Source organism: Paenochrobactrum sp. BZR 201-1, from assembly GCF_044987585.2.
Lineage (GTDB): Bacteria > Pseudomonadota > Alphaproteobacteria > Rhizobiales > Rhizobiaceae > Paenochrobactrum > Paenochrobactrum pullorum.
On the sequence record NZ_JBJDRZ020000010.1, the window covers coordinates 148,120 to 163,397 of the forward strand.

Genomic DNA, 15,278 nt, shown 5'->3' on the forward strand with positions numbered 1-15,278 from the left:
AGCTGCTGCTGCCGCTTAACTTGCGGCAGCAGTTTAAGCTTACGTGCAGAGGAGAACCAGCTTGGATAAATTCGATAAGCTGATACATACTTTCCTGCTTTGGATCATCGCGGCTCTGATTTTCGCAATGATGGGCGTAACATTCACTCAGGTCTTAGCCCGCTATGCACTCGCCAATTCTTTAAGCTGGTCTGAAGAAGTAGGGCGCTATATTTTTGTCTGGATTACTTTTCTTGGTATGGCGGCAGCCTTTCAATCGCGGGCGCACATTGCGCTCGATTTTCTGGTTTCATTGCTGCCGGTCAAATTTTCCAATAAGCTGGTTGTTTTCAACGCGCTGTTAGTTGCTGTGGTTGGCGGCGCGTTGCTGCTCGGTGGTTTGGCACTGATGAAATTTGGTATGAACCAGAAAAGTGCGGCTCTCGGATTGCCGATGTATCTTGTCTATTCTGTAATCCCGTTCAGCGGCCTGACCTTATGCTATTTCGCTCTGCGTGAAGCATGGAAGCGCGCCACTTTGAGCGAAGGAAACGCGAAATGATCTCATTTATTCTTTTTGGCGGCTTTGCGTTTTTCCTGCTGATTGGCTTGCCGGTTGCTTTCGGCATTGCTATCGCTTCGCTCATTGCCATTCTCTATCTTGATTTCCCGATTGCGGTTTTTGCGCAGCGCCTTTTCACATCCGTGGATTCATTTCCATTGATGGCTATCCCGCTTTTCATGCTGGCAGGTGCCTTGATGGGGCATGGCGGCATTACCCGCCGTATCATTAGCTTTGCTTTATCTCTGGTTGGTAATATCCGCGGTAGTCTTGCGCATGTGGTATCGGTCAGTGGTGTGATCATGGGTGGTGTTTCCGGTTCCGGCGTAGCTGATGTGGCCGCACTTGGCACAGTGATGATACCGGAAATGAAAAAGCGCAATTATGATGCCGGTTTTTCTGCTGCTCTGGTGGCTTCATCAGGTAGTTTGGCACTGATTTTGCCACCAAGTATTGCGATTATCATTTATGGTGTTTCAGCTCAGGCATCCATTGGCGATCTCTTCATGGCCGCCATTGCACCAGGTCTTGCGATTGGTTTCGGCTTTGCACTTTATTCTTATTTTTATGCCCGCAAACATGGCTATCCAAAAGAAGGTCGTGTCAGCAATGCTGAAAAATGGGCACGTTTTAAAGATGCAAGCTGGTCTTTGATGATGCCTGTCATCATCATCGGTGGTATCCGGATGGGTATTTTTACGCCGACTGAAGGTGGTGCAGTTGTTGCAGCCTATGCCTTCATTGTTGGTATGTTCATCTATAAGGAAATCACCTTCTCAAAGATTCCGCAGATCTGCATTGAAGCCGCAATCGGCACAGCCGTAATTGCAGCGATTATTGCTGCGACATCGCTGTTTGGTTGGTTGTTGACCAATGCTCAGCTGCCACAGATGATTGCCGGTGCTATTCTGGGTCTCACCGATAATGCAATTTTGTTGCTCCTTCTCATCAATGTTATGCTGCTGATTGTCGGTATGTTTCTTGATAGCGGTCCTGCCATTTTGCTGATGACACCAATTTTGGCACCTGTTGCCAACCAACTTGGTGTCGATCCGGTACAGTTCGGCCTGATCATGGTGATCAACCTCACCATCGGTTTGCTCACTCCGCCGGTTGGTACAGCGCTTTATCTCGCCAGTAGTATTTCTGGCGTTTCGGTGATGAAGTTGACCCGTGCAATGTTGCCATTCTGGGCCATTATGATTGCAGTGCTGATGCTGGTCACCTATTGGCCGGGCTTTACCAGCTGGGCGATCTCACACTAATCAAAATCTTGAATACGGCGCTTGGCACCAAGCGCCGTATTCTCTTATTGACTTTATAATTGACAAGAAAAGGTGTCCGTCATGAACCGTGAAGCAAAAGCGCAGCTGCTTTGTGATCTTTGCCGCAGCATGTTTGATCGTGGCTATTCGGTGGGTGGTGCCGGCAATGTTTCGGTGCGTATTGATGGCGGCTTTCTGGTGACGCCGACGGGTGGCAGTCTTGGACGTTTGACATCTGAGAAACTATCTCATGTGAGTGGTGGTGGTGAGGTTTTGTCAGGCCCCAAGCCATCCAAAGAGTTCATGTTCCATAAAGAGCTTTTTGATTGCCGCCCCGAAGCGGGTGCCATTGTACATCTGCATTCCACATATCTGACAGCCTTATCATGCCTTGAAGATCTGCCGCAGGAGAATGCTTTACGGGCATTCACACCATATTATGTCATGCGGGTGGGATATCTGCCGGTTATTCCTTATTATCGCCCGGGTTCTGCAGAAATTGGCCGTGATCTGGTTATTGCCGCCAATAAACATCCGGTCAATGCTTTTTTGCTGGCGTCTCACGGCGTTGTTGTCTTGGGTAAAGATATTGAAGATGCGGTGAATAATGCGGAAGAACTGGAAGAAACTGCTCGTCTGGCTTTCATTTTGCATGGACAAAAAATCCGTTACCTCAATGAGGCAGAGATTGCAGAATTGACACCTAAAAGCCGTAGCTAAAGCTTTCAATAATTATGCCGCGACGGTTGGTTTTTAATCAACTCTCGCGGCATTTTTTATCTGCAATTTGACGTGCGCGGGTTATCCGCGCCAGCTCAGAAAATGCTTTTCGATCTGGCTGATAATGAAATTCACGATCAGTCCCATCACCGACAAAATAGTGACGCCAGCAAAAAGTTTTTCAAGATCATAAAGCGAGCCGGCTTCCAGAATATACGAGCCAACGCCATATTGTGCGCCAAGCATTTCCGCGGCAACGAGCAGAATAATCGCTATAGAAATTGATACGCGTAGGCCGGAAAGAATGGCAGGAAATGCACCCGGCATCACGATTTTACGAACAATTGACCACCAGCTTAGGCCGAAACTTTGTCCCATCCGGATGAGCGAACGATCGACATTGTCGACCGCGCCATAGGTGGCAACGACGGTCGGGGTAAATGTACCAAAAGCAATGAGCGCATATTTCGACATTTCATCAATGCCGAACCAGATCACAAAAAGCGGCAAAAGTGCGATTTTCGGAATCGGAAACAAGGCGGCAATCAGTGGTACAAGACCGGCACGGACATAACTGAAAAGACCGATCAAAACGCCGAGAGATACACCAACAACAATGCCAAGCGAAGCACCGACGACAAGGCGCTGCAAGGAGGGCAGCAAGTGCTTCCAGAGCATGCCTGTTTGCCACAATTGCACAAATGTATCAAAAACCGCAGTGGGGCGCGGCAATGTGAGGCTGGATATAAAGCCTGTGCGTGTGCCGATCTCTGCAAGAATGATCAGCACGACAAAAACACTAATGCCGACACCTTTGACCGGAACCGGGGCAAACCCTCCGCCACGAAACAGAACGGGGCGTACCGGCGCAGTATTTTGGCTGAATTCTTTATCTTCTGACGTCGCTTGCGCCGTTTTCAAAGTTGTAACGTCAGACATTTACCAATTCCTTGTCTGCGGCGGCTGCTTCTTCGCGCATCAATTCCCACAATTGTTTTTGTTTTTGTTCCAAAACCGGGTCGCCCAAATGGCGTTCGCAGAGTGGTGTATCAATATCAACAATTTCACGAATCTGACCTGGACGGCGTGATAAAACCACCACTCGATGTCCTAATCTTACAGCCTCATTCAGATTGTGGGTCACATAAACAGACGTAAAAGGCTGGCGTGTCCAGAGTGAAATCAGATCATCCATCAAAAGTTCACGCGTCTGGCTGTCGAGCGCAGAAAGCGGCTCGTCCATCAGCATCACAGCCGGACGCACGGCTAAAGCACGGCTGATGGCCACGCGCTGGCGCATACCGCCCGATAATTGTTTGGGCAGCGCCTGCCTGAAATCAGAAAGGCGTGTGCGCTCGAGAACATCAGAGACAATGTCATCCATGTCACCTTTGCTTAAGCCATGATCCTCAAGCACCAGCTTGATATTGCCCTCGACAGTACGCCACGGCAGCAGAGCAAAATGCTGAAACACATAGGTGAGCGGATTGAGACAATCTTGCGGTGGATTGCCGATTTGCAAAACTTCACCCGATTGCGGTTTCTCAAGCCCTCCTAAAAAACGTAGTAATGTTGATTTTCCACAGCCCGAAGGTCCGATAAGACAGACGATCTGACCCTGAGGAATATCAAGCGAAATGTCTTTCAGTACCTCAACGGATCCATAAGAATGGCTGATATGTTTAAGTCTCAGATCCATGAGTTCTCCTTAGAGCGTGTCGCACTTAATCGTATCCACTGTGCTCGCTCTAGCGTTTTGTTTTTACGCATGTCTTTATCCCAAAACCGGTGCCCACTTTTGGGAGACATGCTCTAGCGGAGGCGTTGGCGCCCCCGCTGTATTCAGCAAAAGTCAAATTGTTTTGACGTAAGATGTGTCAAACAATTGTTCATTGGTGATGGCATCTTTAACCATGCCTTCCGCCTTGAACCATTCAAGTTGTTCAACGCAACTGCCCATTGAAATCGCCAGACCTTCATTGATCTTCATCGCGCCGTCAACCAGATTTTGTTTGGCTGTTTCAAACGGGCTGTCGCTCTCAACATATTTGTGAACAATCTTGGCCAGATCATCACGCTCCTGATCATCGGCCTTATTATCAATGAAAGCTGCGTTATAATCAGCAATGGCGCGTGAGTAAGCCTTGACGAAAGCTTCAGTCATTTCGCGCTCATCGGCGGCATTTTTGGTCGAAGTAAACGCAGTTGTGACCTGATAATCGGGTGCATAATCGGATACAAGACCGATTTGCTTGGCAGCTCCTTCACGGATCATCTTTTTTGCGACATTCGGCTGGATCGCCCAGGCATCAATCTGACCGGTTGTCAGGGCACCGACAATTGCACCGAGCTTTTGTAATGGGCGAAGCTGCATATCGGCAAGCTTGATATTGTTGGCTTGAGCAATTTTATGCGCCATGAAATGGAAAGACGAACCGGCAGTTGTAATACCGAAGCTTTTGCCGGCCAGTTTTGATGGATCGGTCAGACCTGCATCATAAGCTTTGTTGGAGGCAAGGATGATAGCGCCTGTCACGCCTTTTTCCTCTGTCAGTGCGCCGCCGATAACTTTGACTGCATCTTTTTGTGCCAGACTGATCAAGCCACCACTCATAGCGGTTACACCAAAGTCGGCATCACCGGAGGCAATGGCAACGGCCATAGGTTGTGCCGCTTCAAAAAATTTCAATTCGATATCAAGACCTGCATCTTTATAATAACCGCGCTCAAAAGCGATGAAGCTTGGCGCATGGCTGGCCAAGTGCAGTACGGCAAGGTTACGGGTTGCAGCACGTGCAGGCATGCCAAAAGCTGCGGCAGTTCCCAGAGCACCCATACCAATCAGAGTCTGACGGCGATTTAAAAGAAAACTCATTATTATTCCTCCCGAAGGTGACACGATATGCGCCATTTACTTTCATGACGTTGGCTGGCTTGGGAGACAATGAAGCAGGCTCATGTTCCCTTGAGTCTTGAGAACATATAGCGCCTGTTACAGATGAGGCAAGGCTAAGAGTTTCAGCAAAACGGGTAAGCACGCTTCTCTAACCGCGTTGCGGATATTTCACAACAATTTACTGCATAAAACTTTAATTTAAAGGTCACATATAGGGCATTTTTGCCAATGAAGATAGTTATGGAGCATGGGTTCGCTTCAGCAGTGATGTGAATGTGGAAAAAAAGCGACAAGGATACAACAGTTGGTTGTCGTATTAAATTATTTAATGTGCCGGCTTGAACATTCTGGATTATGCTGCTTCCAAGTGATTTATATGTGATTGCAAATATAAATCAGTTGATATTACAAATAATAAAACATGGGCTGATATTGGTGTATGGGGGAGCATATCATTGGGCAAATGGTAAATATGCTCTTTATTGCGAAGGTGGTATCGGTGCAAGTTTGAATAATTTTGCTGATAGCTACACTGCAAATATGAGTACCAATGGCGCATGACGCCACGCTCTACCGAAAACGCCACAAGATCGAGAATATATTTGGAAAGCTCAAAGACTGGTGACGGGTTCACACCCGCTACGATCGATGTGCCCATACATTCATGTCAGCAATTTGCATCGCGGCAATAATCATCTTTTGCATCAATCAATGAGTCCTGAGCGTAGCGATTTCCGCGCATCTAATGAAATAAAAAGGATAGGGCAATCTTGCCTAAAGTCGCACCCATGCAACTACGCCATGCAGCCATAATTACCCACTACTCAATATCAATACGTGCAGAAGACATACGTCTTCGTGTTACAGAATTTTGTGTTCTCTCCGGGCGAAAAAATATCATGTTCGCGGGTGATGTACCGGCTCTATCGCGACCTGACGATGCCTGCAGAAAACCAACCGTCACTCCATCTAATCTTGCCTGCATAAGATTAATAAGTGCCTCTATGTGCTGCTTGTCGATATCCCAAGCGTTAGCAACATTACTTCCAATTGTTAAATAACCAATAGAGGCCATTGTGTAGACGAAAATAATAATATAAATAATACCCGTTATTAACGAAGTATTTTTTGTGTCATTACCAGAAATCGTACTAACAGAGACAATAATAGTCGCAATTACCCCCAATAATATACAATACTAAAAAATATTAGCGCGCCACGTTGGCCAGCAGTAGCTCTGTAAAAATCAGTTGTGTATCTCTTATTGCGTAGGTTATATTTAATATAAGGATCTATGTGATTTTCTATATACTCATTTATTATCAAATTATAATCATGTGTTATGGATTTTATTGTTTCAAGTACAATTTCTTTATTAAAACTACAAGATAATATATTTTCAATATTAGCTCGTGGCAGAATATTAATTAATAAAATTGAACTTTTAATAAAATCTTTGTCAAAATGCGACATAACTAATAAATTTTTAGTTGTATAAAATATTCTTAATAATTTATTCATAATGAATGTTCCCTTAATGAATATGCAAAATTTTTGGGTAATTACCCACGCCAATTTTGACTTAAACGAGGGTATTGAGGATTGTTTGGCAGAAATTTTTGGCCTTTATGCTTTGCAGTATCGACCATTGTTCGTACGTCGACTTCGGCATTTGGTGTCCACTTGGCACGATAGCCATTAGTTACTTCGCGCTGGATCACACTTGGCTGCAGTTTTTGCTTCGAGCCATTGTTGGTGGCTTCGACCTCGCCGGGATAACGGCTTAAGACAAGAAGCTGCTCTTTCGCCCGGCCGATCTTGTTCTGTAGCTTACGAACACAATCGCAATTTGTTATCGTATCGAGAATGTTGTTGAGCTGTTTTTTAATTCTCGCTTTTTGACTGCCAGCTTCGACGCGGCGCAACTGCCGATATCACGTGCCAGAGCGAACACTTTGGTGAACCATTGTTTAAACGCAAAGGCTGTATCGCGCACCAGATGCGCCAGACAGGTTTGATGATTATCTGCGAGATTTTGCTGAGCTGAATACCGGTCAAATATCCGGACTTCCGGTACGTGGCCCTCCATCATTTCCTTTGTGAAACGGCTGGAACGTGAATAATCTGACTGATTAACAACGACATTCTTGCAGTGAAACACCCAATAATACGATTTAGCCCCCTTAATGCGAACACTGGCGTCAGCGCTAGCAACGACCTTGGCACACCGAAGGATTGCGCGAGTCTTATGCGCTTCCAATTCGAAGGTCGCATGGGAGCGCAGAAATATGTTCATTGATGCGCGTTCACTTATCGTGATGCCAAATATATCCAACGACAGGGCACGCAGGCGCTTGCAAGAAAACACCTGGAATTCTTTCAAATAGATGGCCAGAGCATGAATGCGCTTACCAAAAAGCGTACTTGCTGCAACAGCTGGAGCCGTCCTTTTAACAGGCGCACCACAATGCGTGCACGCACAGGCAAAACGGCAATGACGGATGACATAAGCCCTGATCGGAGGAAGATCGATCTCGTCGTATTCGCCAATCAATTCCATTGCTGTATTACAAACTTGTAGGTCGTCACAGCACTCAAAATGCTCTGGCAGGTGATTACGAAACTCAGGGTTTTTTGTGTAATGTTCAATTGCGGTGCGTGGCCCGGTTTTGCATTGCCTGGACGTGAACTTTCACGCCGCACTTTCTTGTCCGTGGATGGCCGCGTGGATGAATCGTTCGAGTTGTTCAAGGGGCGCTGCAAATTCAGAACCAGATCAATCAGTTCGTCCTTGCTCAAGCGCTGCAATTCAATATGTTCCATGCAAAGCATGGTTTCTAATTTTTAAACTCTTGACAATCCCAGAATTTAGGGGAGAATTTCGGCTCTGATGGGATTGATGCTCCCCGACAGCCTTAATGTGGCAGAATGGCGGTGTTGAACACCATCTAAAGGCGGCGTCCATGGGAGCGATTACCAAAAAATCGCAGATGCGCGGCACCGATATTTCCAATACGTCACGCTTTGCCACTTCCGTAGGCGATGTAAGCCTACAATTTTCAACAATGATGACAGTGTGCGTTTCAAAGTAAGCTATTTCGACAGCACGACTGATAATTATATCAACCGTACGTTGAAGGATGGTCGCAATATGCTCATCCGCAATATTGATCAGGTCAAAATGGCAGGTATTGATCTTTCTGCGCGTTATGAACAAGGGGGCTTTTCAGCAGAATTGGCGGGTTCTTATTACACCAATATTGAATATTGTATCACGCGTGACACTTGTGCGAATCCTTCGCTCGCCAGTGATTATGCGACCAATTATGTTCCACCGGAATATCAGGTGAGCCTGACTTTAAGCCAGACGTTGCTGGATGAGCGCCTTTCCTTAAGCGGTCGTATTTCACATATAGGACCACGCGCAGCCGATGCGCAGACACCTGATGCAGGTGGTGCCAGCATGATCACACAAATTCCGTGGGAACCGTACACGCTGATAGATTTATGGGCATCCATAAACTGTCGGAAGTTGCTAAATTAAGCTTTGCCGTCGAAAATCTGACGGATGTTTATTATGTCGAGCCATTAAGTCTTACCCGAATTCCGTCGCCGGGGCGTACATTGCGCGTTGGTTTTACCACTGATTTCTCGTCATCATCGCCCAAAGGCTGGGCTGATCTCGATAATGCAAATGCATATGACTGGAGCGGACTCTATGCTGGTTTGCATCTGGGTGGTGGTACGAGCAGCTATCAGATGGCTGATTTTACAACGAATGGTGAAAATGCACTGGTCTATAATTTTGGCAATGCGGACACGACGATTGCGGGTGTGCATTTAGGGTATGATTATCAGTTTGCCAATAATTTTGTGGTCAGTATTGGTGGTGAATATAGTTTTACCAATTTGCGAAAAGGTGGTTTTGAAACGCCTGAACTGAATGGCGCCACCTATAAATGGGACAGCAAGCCAAGAATTGACCAGATCAAACTCGGTATTAATTATCGGTTTTGATTGTTCGATCCGCACTTAAATAAAAACGGCTTCAGTTCTAGAACTGAAGCCGTTTCATATTTGAGCCTACAGAAGTGGGAAGAAATAAACTGCCACGCTAGAAATCGGTAAGGCTCTGGCTACATATTGGCATGATTAAAGAATAGCCTGATCGGCAAATCAGGCATGGTTCTTGCGAAATTAAATAATGAATAAAAAATCCGCTACTGGAAATAAATTCTAATGCCGGATATACAAGGTCGTTTACACGACAATTCGTTGCATTCAGCAATGTTCAGTTAAAGTATTCAGTTTATTTTTATACCTATCGTCTTGGAAAGCTATTCGGCTCGTTCCACGACATGCCTTAACTTGGGGGACAAGATGGCCTATTTTCCCACCTGGCGCCTGACAAATAACGCCACGGTCTTACCAGATGAACGATTACCGACTTCCGCTGCGATTCCCATGGGAATTCAGCACTTATTGGCAATGTCGGGTTCTACAATTGTTGCACCGCTCATTATGGGATTTGATCCCAATGTAGCGGTGTTTTTTTCGGGCATTGGTACGCTGCTGTTTTTCTTTATAACCGGCGGTCGCGTTCCAAGCTATCTCGGTTCATCTTTTGCATTTATCGCTGTGGTGATTGCTGCAACTGGTTATGCCGGTAGCGGGCCTAATGCTAATATTGGTGTTGCACTTGGCGGTATTATCGCTTGCGGTGCGATTTATGCACTGATCGGTCTCATCGTCATGGGCGTTGGTACCGGTTGGGTTGAAAAACTGATGCCACCAGCGGTTACAGGTGCGATTGGTGTCGCCATTGGCCTTAATCTGGCACCAGTTGCAGTCAATCAGCTCAAAGGTACAGGCGCGCATATCACTATTGCGCTTTTAACAGTGCTCTGTATGGCAATGATCTCGGCCTATGGCCCGCGCTCGACCCGCCGTATTGCTGTTCTGCTTGCGCTTGTTTTTGGCTATTTGCTGGTTCTGATACTCGGTAATGGCTTTGGTCTTATTAACGGTATCGATTTTGCTTCGGTACAAAATGCAGCATGGTTTGGTTTGCCGCATTTTGCCAAGCCTGAATTCAGCTGGCCTGCTATTGCTTTGATTGCACCGGTTGCAATCGTATTGGTGGCTGAAAATCTTGGTCACATCAAAGCGCTGGGTTCAATCACCGGCCAGAACATGGATCGTTATATCGGTCGCGGTTTCCTTGGTGATGGCCTTGCGACCATGATCTCCGGTTCCGGAGGTGGTACCGGTGTGACGACCTATGCAGAAAATATCGGTGTTATGGCGATGACCAAAGTCTATTCGACATTGGTTTTTGTCATTGCTGCGATTGTGGCTTTGGCATTGAGCATGTCGCCGAAATTTGGCGCTGTTCTGCAAACCATTCCGGCACCGGTACTAGCTGGTCTTGCGGTTTCTGTATTTGGTTTGATTGCCTCGGCAATGGCGCGTATCTGGGTTGTCAACAAGGTGGATTTCTCCGATCCGCGTAACCTTTTTACCGTCGCTGTCGCACTGATTTTTGGTGCAGGTGATTTCACGATTACTATTGGTAGCTTCTCGCTCGGTGGTATCGGCACATCTACATTCGCAGCTCTGATTATGTATCAGCTGTTAGGTATCGGACGCCGTTCCGAAGCCTGATTAATCAGTATAACATGACAAAAAATCGGCGGTGCTATTACCGCCGGTTTTTTTATTATCTATTTTTGGTCACGTTTACTTATACTGGCAGCAGATGCAAAGATGCACGTGAAGGGCTGAGGAATACGCGCTCACCAGTGGCAAATTGACCATGCTCGGCAGGACTTGCTACATCAACCAGCCAGTCGCCAAGCCCATCCACATCAATCAGATATTCCGCAACATTGCCGAGGAACATGGCGCGTTTGACTGTGCTGGCGAATTCGCCTTGTGTTGCATGGATTTTCACGGCTTCAGGGCGTACGATCAGTGTAACATTGTCACCTTCAGCAAAACCTGTCTCACGCCCTAATTCCAAAGTTACGCCTGCGAGCTCTACTTTGTCTTTTCCGGTTACTTTTGCAGTCGGGAAATTGCCCTTGCCGATGAAGTCTGCAACAAATTTTGTGGCTGGACGTGCATAAACCTCATAAGGCGTGCCGATCTGCTCGACATTACCCTTGTTCATCACTACGATCAGGTCGGAGATGCTCATCGCTTCTACCTGATCATGGGTAACATAGAGGCTGGTAATACCAAGGCGTTGCTGCAATTCACGAATTTCCACGCGCATTTGCTCGCGTAATTTGGCATCGAGATTGGACAGTGGTTCATCAAACAATAAGACGCTCGGTTCCATCACAATCGCGCGTGCAAGAGCGACGCGCTGCTGCTGTCCGCCCGATAGCTGGTTCGGTGAACGGGTTGCATAGCCTTGCAAGCCAGTCACTTCCATCACATGGTTCACCCGTTGATCAATTACAGAACGGCTAATTTTTTTGAGCCTTAAACCAAAGGCGATATTTTCAAACACATTAAGGTGCGGAAAAATCGCATAGGATTGAAACACCATCGCCGCATCACGCAAGTTCGGTGCCACATCATTCATACGTTTTTCACCGAACATGATATCGCCTGAAGTGGGTTCTTCAAAACCAGCAATCATACGCAGCAATGTGGTTTTACCGCACCCGGATGGCCCGAGCAGCGTTACCAACTGGCCTTTTTGAATTGCCAGATTGATATCACGCACCGCATGTACCGTTTGTGACGGGTTTTCCGGATTGGTGAATTGCTTGTGAAGCGCAATAATTTTTACGTCATCTGTCATATTAAAAACGAACCATATTTGTGTGACGTGTCATACGGGTTACGAAGGCATTGATCAGCATAACAGCGATCAGAACAATCAGAATAACCAGCACACTGAAGGCCGCAGCGACACCAAGCCGCCCTGAGCCGACCTGATTAAGAATTTGTACTGTCATCAGATTCCAATTGGCCGAAACAAGGAAGATTGCAGCACTGATAGCGGTCATTGAACGCACAAAGGCATAAACGAGACCGGAGAAAAATGCAGGTGCCACCAATGGCAGTGTTACTTTGCGGAAGGTTGTCAGTGTTGTGGCACCGAGATTTTGGGCAGCTTCCTCAATTGAAGGATCAATCTGACGCAAAACTGCAATGCCTGATTGGATACCAACCGGCACATAGCGCAGCACGAAACAAAGAACAAGAATGGCAAGTGTGCCCGTCAGAACGAATGGTGGTGCATTGAAGGCCAAAATATAGCCGATACCGACAACAGTTCCCGGAACTGCATAAGAGAGGATCGAGCCAAATTCCAGCAATTGCTTTCCCGGAAAGGCACGGCGAACCACGATGAACGCGATAATCATTCCGAGAAGGCCGCTGATCGGTGTTGAGATGATCGCGATAATCAGTGTATCGACAACGGATGAAAGGCCAACATCGAAGACATAATAGAAATGATTGAGCGTAAATGTGTAATTAAAGCCCCAAACCTGCGTAAATGCACCGAGAAGAATAACCAGATAAAATAGCACGACAATGATCGCAAATGTCAGCAGCAGGCTGTAAAGCAGCCATTTAATTGGAGTGCTGACGATTTTTGAAGTGCTGGCGGTTGGTTTTCCGGTAACTGTTACATATTGACGTTTGGCCAAATAATAACGTTGAATGGCAAATGCAGTGAGCGATGGTAGGATCAGAATAACTGCCAGAGTTGCTCCACGTGCCAGATTGAAAGAGCCGGTGATTTCCAGATAGGCTTGCGGGGCAAGCATCGGGAATGCAGCACCTGCAAGCACCAGCGGATTACCAAAATCAGCCATGGATTCGATGAACACAATCAAAAATGCGCTGGCAATGCCTGGTAGTGACAATGGAAAAGTAACTTTCCAGAAAGTCTGCCATCGTGTGGCACCAATATTGAGTGCGGCATCTTCCAATGTCGGGCTGATGGAAGCCAGTACGCCGCGCAAGGAAAGATAGGCAATCGGTGCAAAAGTGAAAACTTGCGAGAGTACAACACCATGCATGCCATAGATGCTGAAAGCATCCAGATGCAGGATCTGTTTGGTAATCAGGCCATTGAAGCCAAACAGAAACAGAATGGAAATAGCAGAGACAAAGGGTGGTGAAATAATCGGTAGAATTGTGAGGTAATGCAGCAGTTTCTTGCCTGGCACGTCGAGACGTGTGAGCACGAAAGCGGCAAGATAACCGATCATAACGCCGATAATACCGACAAGAGCGCCGACGCTCAGGCTGTTGATCAGCGCATTCTGATAGAGTTTGCGCTGAAACAGGATTGCGTAATTATCCAATGTCCAGTCTCCCCGCTGTTGCAGACTGGCTAAGAAGACTTTGACCAGCGGGAAGATTACGAAAACAGCGATCGACGCAAAAATAACGACGATCAGAGCGAGTAATACTGGATCACGCGCCAAAATACGGATTTGCGATCGGGCTGTTTTGAACATTGGTTATTGTCCGAGTACGTCTTCAACCCAACGGTCAACAAGGCGCTGACGATTGGCGGAAGCAAATGCCGGATCATAGGAAATCAGTTTGATATCCTTGAGTGCCGGCACACCTTCGCCCGCATTGACATCACCTCGGATCGGCATGAAGTAGGTTTTGTTTTTGGAAAGCTGCTCCTGACCTTTTGCCGAGGTCATCCAGTCTACCAGTTTCTTGGCTTCATCCTGATTGGCTGCATCTTTGAGGATCGACATGGCAGCGACTTCATAGCCTACGCCTTCAGCCGGGAATACAACTTTGACAGGGAAGCCTTCATCCACCAGCTTCAGAAAGCCTGGTGAAAATTGCAGTGCAATCGGGGTTTCCCCAACGCCAAGCGCGCCGCTTGGTGCTGTGCCACTCTGAGTATAGGTTTGGATATTCGGGTTGAGCTCTTTCATATATTCGAAAGTCGCATCTTCACCCCATAATTGGTTCAGAGTTAGGATAACCGCATAAGCCGTGCCGGAAGCTTGCGGGGACGGCATCTGGATCAGGCCGCGATAGGCTTCATTTTTCAAATCTTCCCATGATTTGGGTGCTGGCACATTGCGCCTTTCAAGAATGTCGGTGCGAATACCCAAAGCTAATGGATTTGTATAAATGGCGTGCCAATAGCCGTCTTTGTCTTTGAATTGCTCTGTTAAGTCTCCCGCATTGGCAGAAACATAAGGTTCTGTCAGGCCGCGTTCTTGGGCAAGAATGTGATTTTCGCTGGGTGCGCCAAACCAGACATCTGCTTGCGGACGATTGGATTCAGCTTCAATACGTGACAATGCAGGACCTGATGACAGAAATACCATCTGGACTTTAACGCCTGTATCCTCAGTAAATGCATCGAGGATTTTCTTGGCATTTTCTTCATCAACACTGGTATAAACCATCAGAGCCTGCGCTGTGGTAACAACCGAACCCATTGCGACAAAGGCCGCTGTTGCAATGGTAGCAAAGCGTAAACGGAATTTCATCGGATCGCTCCTCCCTTATGATCATATAAATATCATGAAAATGTCATAAATTCATTGGGAGTTAATATTGCCGAAATGGGTGGTGTCAACCTCTGGATGTAATCGCTGTCTTTAAATTGTGAAATAAGATCCACAAATATGAAATTCATGACATTTTGGATACGCATAATGGTGGCATTACACATATGTGATGGCAAAATATAATACGCTTAATCGTATAGATGGCGACCTACAATTGGCGGGAAGATCAATCAAACATAGATCTTTCAGTAAGCTAGCTAGTGTTTTAGCAAGTTAAAGTTGCGACGTTCCCAGCAAAATAGAAATGCGACAGGCGCTGACGACAGCCCCCATTCCGA

General features: G+C 46.7%; 17 protein-coding genes and 1 pseudogene. 8 read left to right on the forward strand and 10 right to left on the reverse strand.

The window, feature by feature from the left end; all coding sequences use genetic code 11:
• Positions 1 to 61 precede the first annotated feature (61 nt).
• From ACI0FR_RS08460 to otnC, 3 genes are all read left to right on the forward strand, one after another.
• Entirely contained in the window at positions 62 to 541 is a 480-nt protein-coding gene (locus ACI0FR_RS08460) for a TRAP transporter small permease (protein ID WP_374831469.1), read from the forward strand.
• Complete coding sequence (locus ACI0FR_RS08465; RefSeq protein ID WP_404908574.1) at positions 538 to 1,806, forward strand: TRAP transporter large permease; 1,269 nt, start codon at positions 538 to 540, stop codon at positions 1,804 to 1,806. The genes ACI0FR_RS08460 and ACI0FR_RS08465 overlap by 4 nt, the downstream gene beginning before the upstream one ends.
• A gap of 81 nt (positions 1,807 to 1,887) precedes the next feature.
• Entirely contained in the window at positions 1,888 to 2,526 is a 639-nt protein-coding gene (gene otnC, locus ACI0FR_RS08470; protein ID WP_404908571.1) for a 3-oxo-tetronate 4-phosphate decarboxylase, read from the forward strand.
• A gap of 81 nt (positions 2,527 to 2,607) precedes the next feature.
• On the opposite strand, the gene ACI0FR_RS08475 is transcribed toward otnC, so the two are convergent.
• The 3 genes from ACI0FR_RS08475 to ACI0FR_RS08485 form a co-directional block, all read right to left on the reverse strand.
• Positions 2,608 to 3,465, reverse strand: coding sequence for an ABC transporter permease (locus tag ACI0FR_RS08475; RefSeq protein ID WP_404908568.1), 858 nt, complete (start codon positions 3,463 to 3,465; stop codon positions 2,608 to 2,610).
• The gene (locus ACI0FR_RS08480) at positions 3,458 to 4,225 is read right to left on the reverse strand and encodes an ABC transporter ATP-binding protein (protein WP_374831477.1); all 768 of its coding nucleotides are present in this window, start codon (positions 4,223 to 4,225) and stop codon (positions 3,458 to 3,460) included. Before ACI0FR_RS08480 ends, ACI0FR_RS08475 begins: the two co-directional genes overlap by 8 nt.
• A gap of 153 nt (positions 4,226 to 4,378) precedes the next feature.
• Positions 4,379 to 5,401 (reverse strand): ABC transporter substrate-binding protein, encoded by a 1,023-nt coding sequence (locus ACI0FR_RS08485; protein WP_374831479.1) that lies wholly within the window; start codon positions 5,399 to 5,401, stop codon positions 4,379 to 4,381.
• A gap of 375 nt (positions 5,402 to 5,776) precedes the next feature.
• On the opposite strand from ACI0FR_RS08485, the gene ACI0FR_RS08490 reads away from it, so the two are divergent.
• Both ACI0FR_RS08490 and ACI0FR_RS08495 read left to right on the forward strand, forming a co-directional pair.
• Positions 5,777 to 5,983, forward strand: coding sequence for a hypothetical protein (locus ACI0FR_RS08490; protein WP_404908565.1), 207 nt, complete (start codon positions 5,777 to 5,779; stop codon positions 5,981 to 5,983).
• Between the two features lie 4 nt (positions 5,984 to 5,987).
• Positions 5,988 to 6,137, forward strand: a pseudogene (locus ACI0FR_RS08495) (transposase); the annotation flags it as partial.
• 461 nt (positions 6,138 to 6,598) lie between these two features.
• Here ACI0FR_RS08495 and ACI0FR_RS08500 read toward each other — a convergent pair.
• Genes ACI0FR_RS08500 through ACI0FR_RS08515 form a run of 4 tightly spaced genes read right to left on the reverse strand, consistent with a single transcriptional unit; the run spans position 6,599 to position 8,245 of the window.
• Positions 6,599 to 6,943, reverse strand: a complete 345-nt coding sequence (locus tag ACI0FR_RS08500) for a hypothetical protein (protein WP_404908560.1) — start codon at positions 6,941 to 6,943, stop codon at positions 6,599 to 6,601.
• 41 nt (positions 6,944 to 6,984) lie between these two features.
• Complete coding sequence (locus ACI0FR_RS08505; protein ID WP_461667935.1) at positions 6,985 to 7,347, reverse strand: hypothetical protein; 363 nt, start codon at positions 7,345 to 7,347, stop codon at positions 6,985 to 6,987.
• Positions 7,275 to 7,982 (reverse strand): IS66 family transposase, encoded by a 708-nt coding sequence (locus ACI0FR_RS08510; RefSeq protein ID WP_404908557.1) that lies wholly within the window; start codon positions 7,980 to 7,982, stop codon positions 7,275 to 7,277. The genes ACI0FR_RS08505 and ACI0FR_RS08510 overlap by 73 nt, the downstream gene beginning before the upstream one ends.
• Positions 7,973 to 8,245, reverse strand: coding sequence for a hypothetical protein (locus tag ACI0FR_RS08515; RefSeq protein ID WP_404908554.1), 273 nt, complete (start codon positions 8,243 to 8,245; stop codon positions 7,973 to 7,975). The genes ACI0FR_RS08510 and ACI0FR_RS08515 overlap by 10 nt, the downstream gene beginning before the upstream one ends.
• 253 nt (positions 8,246 to 8,498) lie before the next feature.
• On the opposite strand from ACI0FR_RS08515, the gene ACI0FR_RS08520 reads away from it, so the two are divergent.
• The 3 genes from ACI0FR_RS08520 (at position 8,499) to ACI0FR_RS08530 (ending at position 11,086) form a co-directional block, all read left to right on the forward strand.
• Positions 8,499 to 8,966, forward strand: a complete 468-nt coding sequence (locus tag ACI0FR_RS08520) for a TonB-dependent receptor domain-containing protein (RefSeq protein WP_374831489.1) — start codon at positions 8,499 to 8,501, stop codon at positions 8,964 to 8,966.
• The gene (locus ACI0FR_RS08525) at positions 8,930 to 9,439 is read left to right on the forward strand and encodes an outer membrane protein (protein ID WP_374831491.1); all 510 of its coding nucleotides are present in this window, start codon (positions 8,930 to 8,932) and stop codon (positions 9,437 to 9,439) included. Before ACI0FR_RS08520 ends, ACI0FR_RS08525 begins: the two co-directional genes overlap by 37 nt.
• Before the next feature lie 363 nt (positions 9,440 to 9,802).
• Positions 9,803 to 11,086 (forward strand): solute carrier family 23 protein, encoded by a 1,284-nt coding sequence (locus tag ACI0FR_RS08530; protein ID WP_374831493.1) that lies wholly within the window; start codon positions 9,803 to 9,805, stop codon positions 11,084 to 11,086.
• A 79-nt stretch (positions 11,087 to 11,165) separates the two neighbouring features.
• On the opposite strand, the gene ACI0FR_RS08535 is transcribed toward ACI0FR_RS08530, so the two are convergent.
• The 3 genes from ACI0FR_RS08535 to ACI0FR_RS08545 are packed head-to-tail and all read right to left on the reverse strand — an operon-like array spanning position 11,166 to position 14,919.
• A complete protein-coding gene (locus ACI0FR_RS08535; protein WP_374831495.1) occupies positions 11,166 to 12,236 on the reverse strand; it encodes an ABC transporter ATP-binding protein in 1,071 nt (356 codons plus the stop codon).
• A 1-nt stretch (position 12,237) separates the two neighbouring features.
• On the reverse strand, positions 12,238 to 13,911 hold the full coding sequence (locus ACI0FR_RS08540) for an ABC transporter permease (RefSeq protein ID WP_374831497.1): 1,674 nt from the start codon (positions 13,909 to 13,911) through the stop codon (positions 12,238 to 12,240).
• A gap of 3 nt (positions 13,912 to 13,914) precedes the next feature.
• Entirely contained in the window at positions 13,915 to 14,919 is a 1,005-nt protein-coding gene (locus ACI0FR_RS08545; protein WP_404908548.1) for an ABC transporter substrate-binding protein, read from the reverse strand.
• Positions 14,920 to 15,278 lie beyond the last annotated feature (359 nt).

Coding starts and splice junctions, on each gene's coding strand:
- ACI0FR_RS08465 (WP_404908574.1), top strand. CDS start 538: ATGATCTCATTTATTCTTTTTGGCGGCTTTGCGTTTTTCCTGCTGATT.
- otnC (WP_404908571.1), top strand. CDS start 1,888: ATGAACCGTGAAGCAAAAGCGCAGCTGCTTTGTGATCTTTGCCGCAGC.
- ACI0FR_RS08475 (WP_404908568.1), bottom strand. CDS start 3,465: ATGTCTGACGTTACAACTTTGAAAACGGCGCAAGCGACGTCAGAAGAT.
- ACI0FR_RS08480 (WP_374831477.1), bottom strand. CDS start 4,225: ATGGATCTGAGACTTAAACATATCAGCCATTCTTATGGATCCGTTGAG.
- ACI0FR_RS08485 (WP_374831479.1), bottom strand. CDS start 5,401: ATGAGTTTTCTTTTAAATCGCCGTCAGACTCTGATTGGTATGGGTGCT.
- ACI0FR_RS08490 (WP_404908565.1), top strand. CDS start 5,777: ATGCTGCTTCCAAGTGATTTATATGTGATTGCAAATATAAATCAGTTG.
- ACI0FR_RS08500 (WP_404908560.1), bottom strand. CDS start 6,943: ATGAATAAATTATTAAGAATATTTTATACAACTAAAAATTTATTAGTT.
- ACI0FR_RS08510 (WP_404908557.1), bottom strand. CDS start 7,982: ATGGAATTGATTGGCGAATACGACGAGATCGATCTTCCTCCGATCAGG.
- ACI0FR_RS08515 (WP_404908554.1), bottom strand. CDS start 8,245: ATGGAACATATTGAATTGCAGCGCTTGAGCAAGGACGAACTGATTGAT.
- ACI0FR_RS08525 (WP_374831491.1), top strand. CDS start 8,930: ATGGGCATCCATAAACTGTCGGAAGTTGCTAAATTAAGCTTTGCCGTC.
- ACI0FR_RS08530 (WP_374831493.1), top strand. CDS start 9,803: ATGGCCTATTTTCCCACCTGGCGCCTGACAAATAACGCCACGGTCTTA.
- ACI0FR_RS08535 (WP_374831495.1), bottom strand. CDS start 12,236: ATGACAGATGACGTAAAAATTATTGCGCTTCACAAGCAATTCACCAAT.
- ACI0FR_RS08540 (WP_374831497.1), bottom strand. CDS start 13,911: ATGTTCAAAACAGCCCGATCGCAAATCCGTATTTTGGCGCGTGATCCA.
- ACI0FR_RS08545 (WP_404908548.1), bottom strand. CDS start 14,919: ATGAAATTCCGTTTACGCTTTGCTACCATTGCAACAGCGGCCTTTGTC.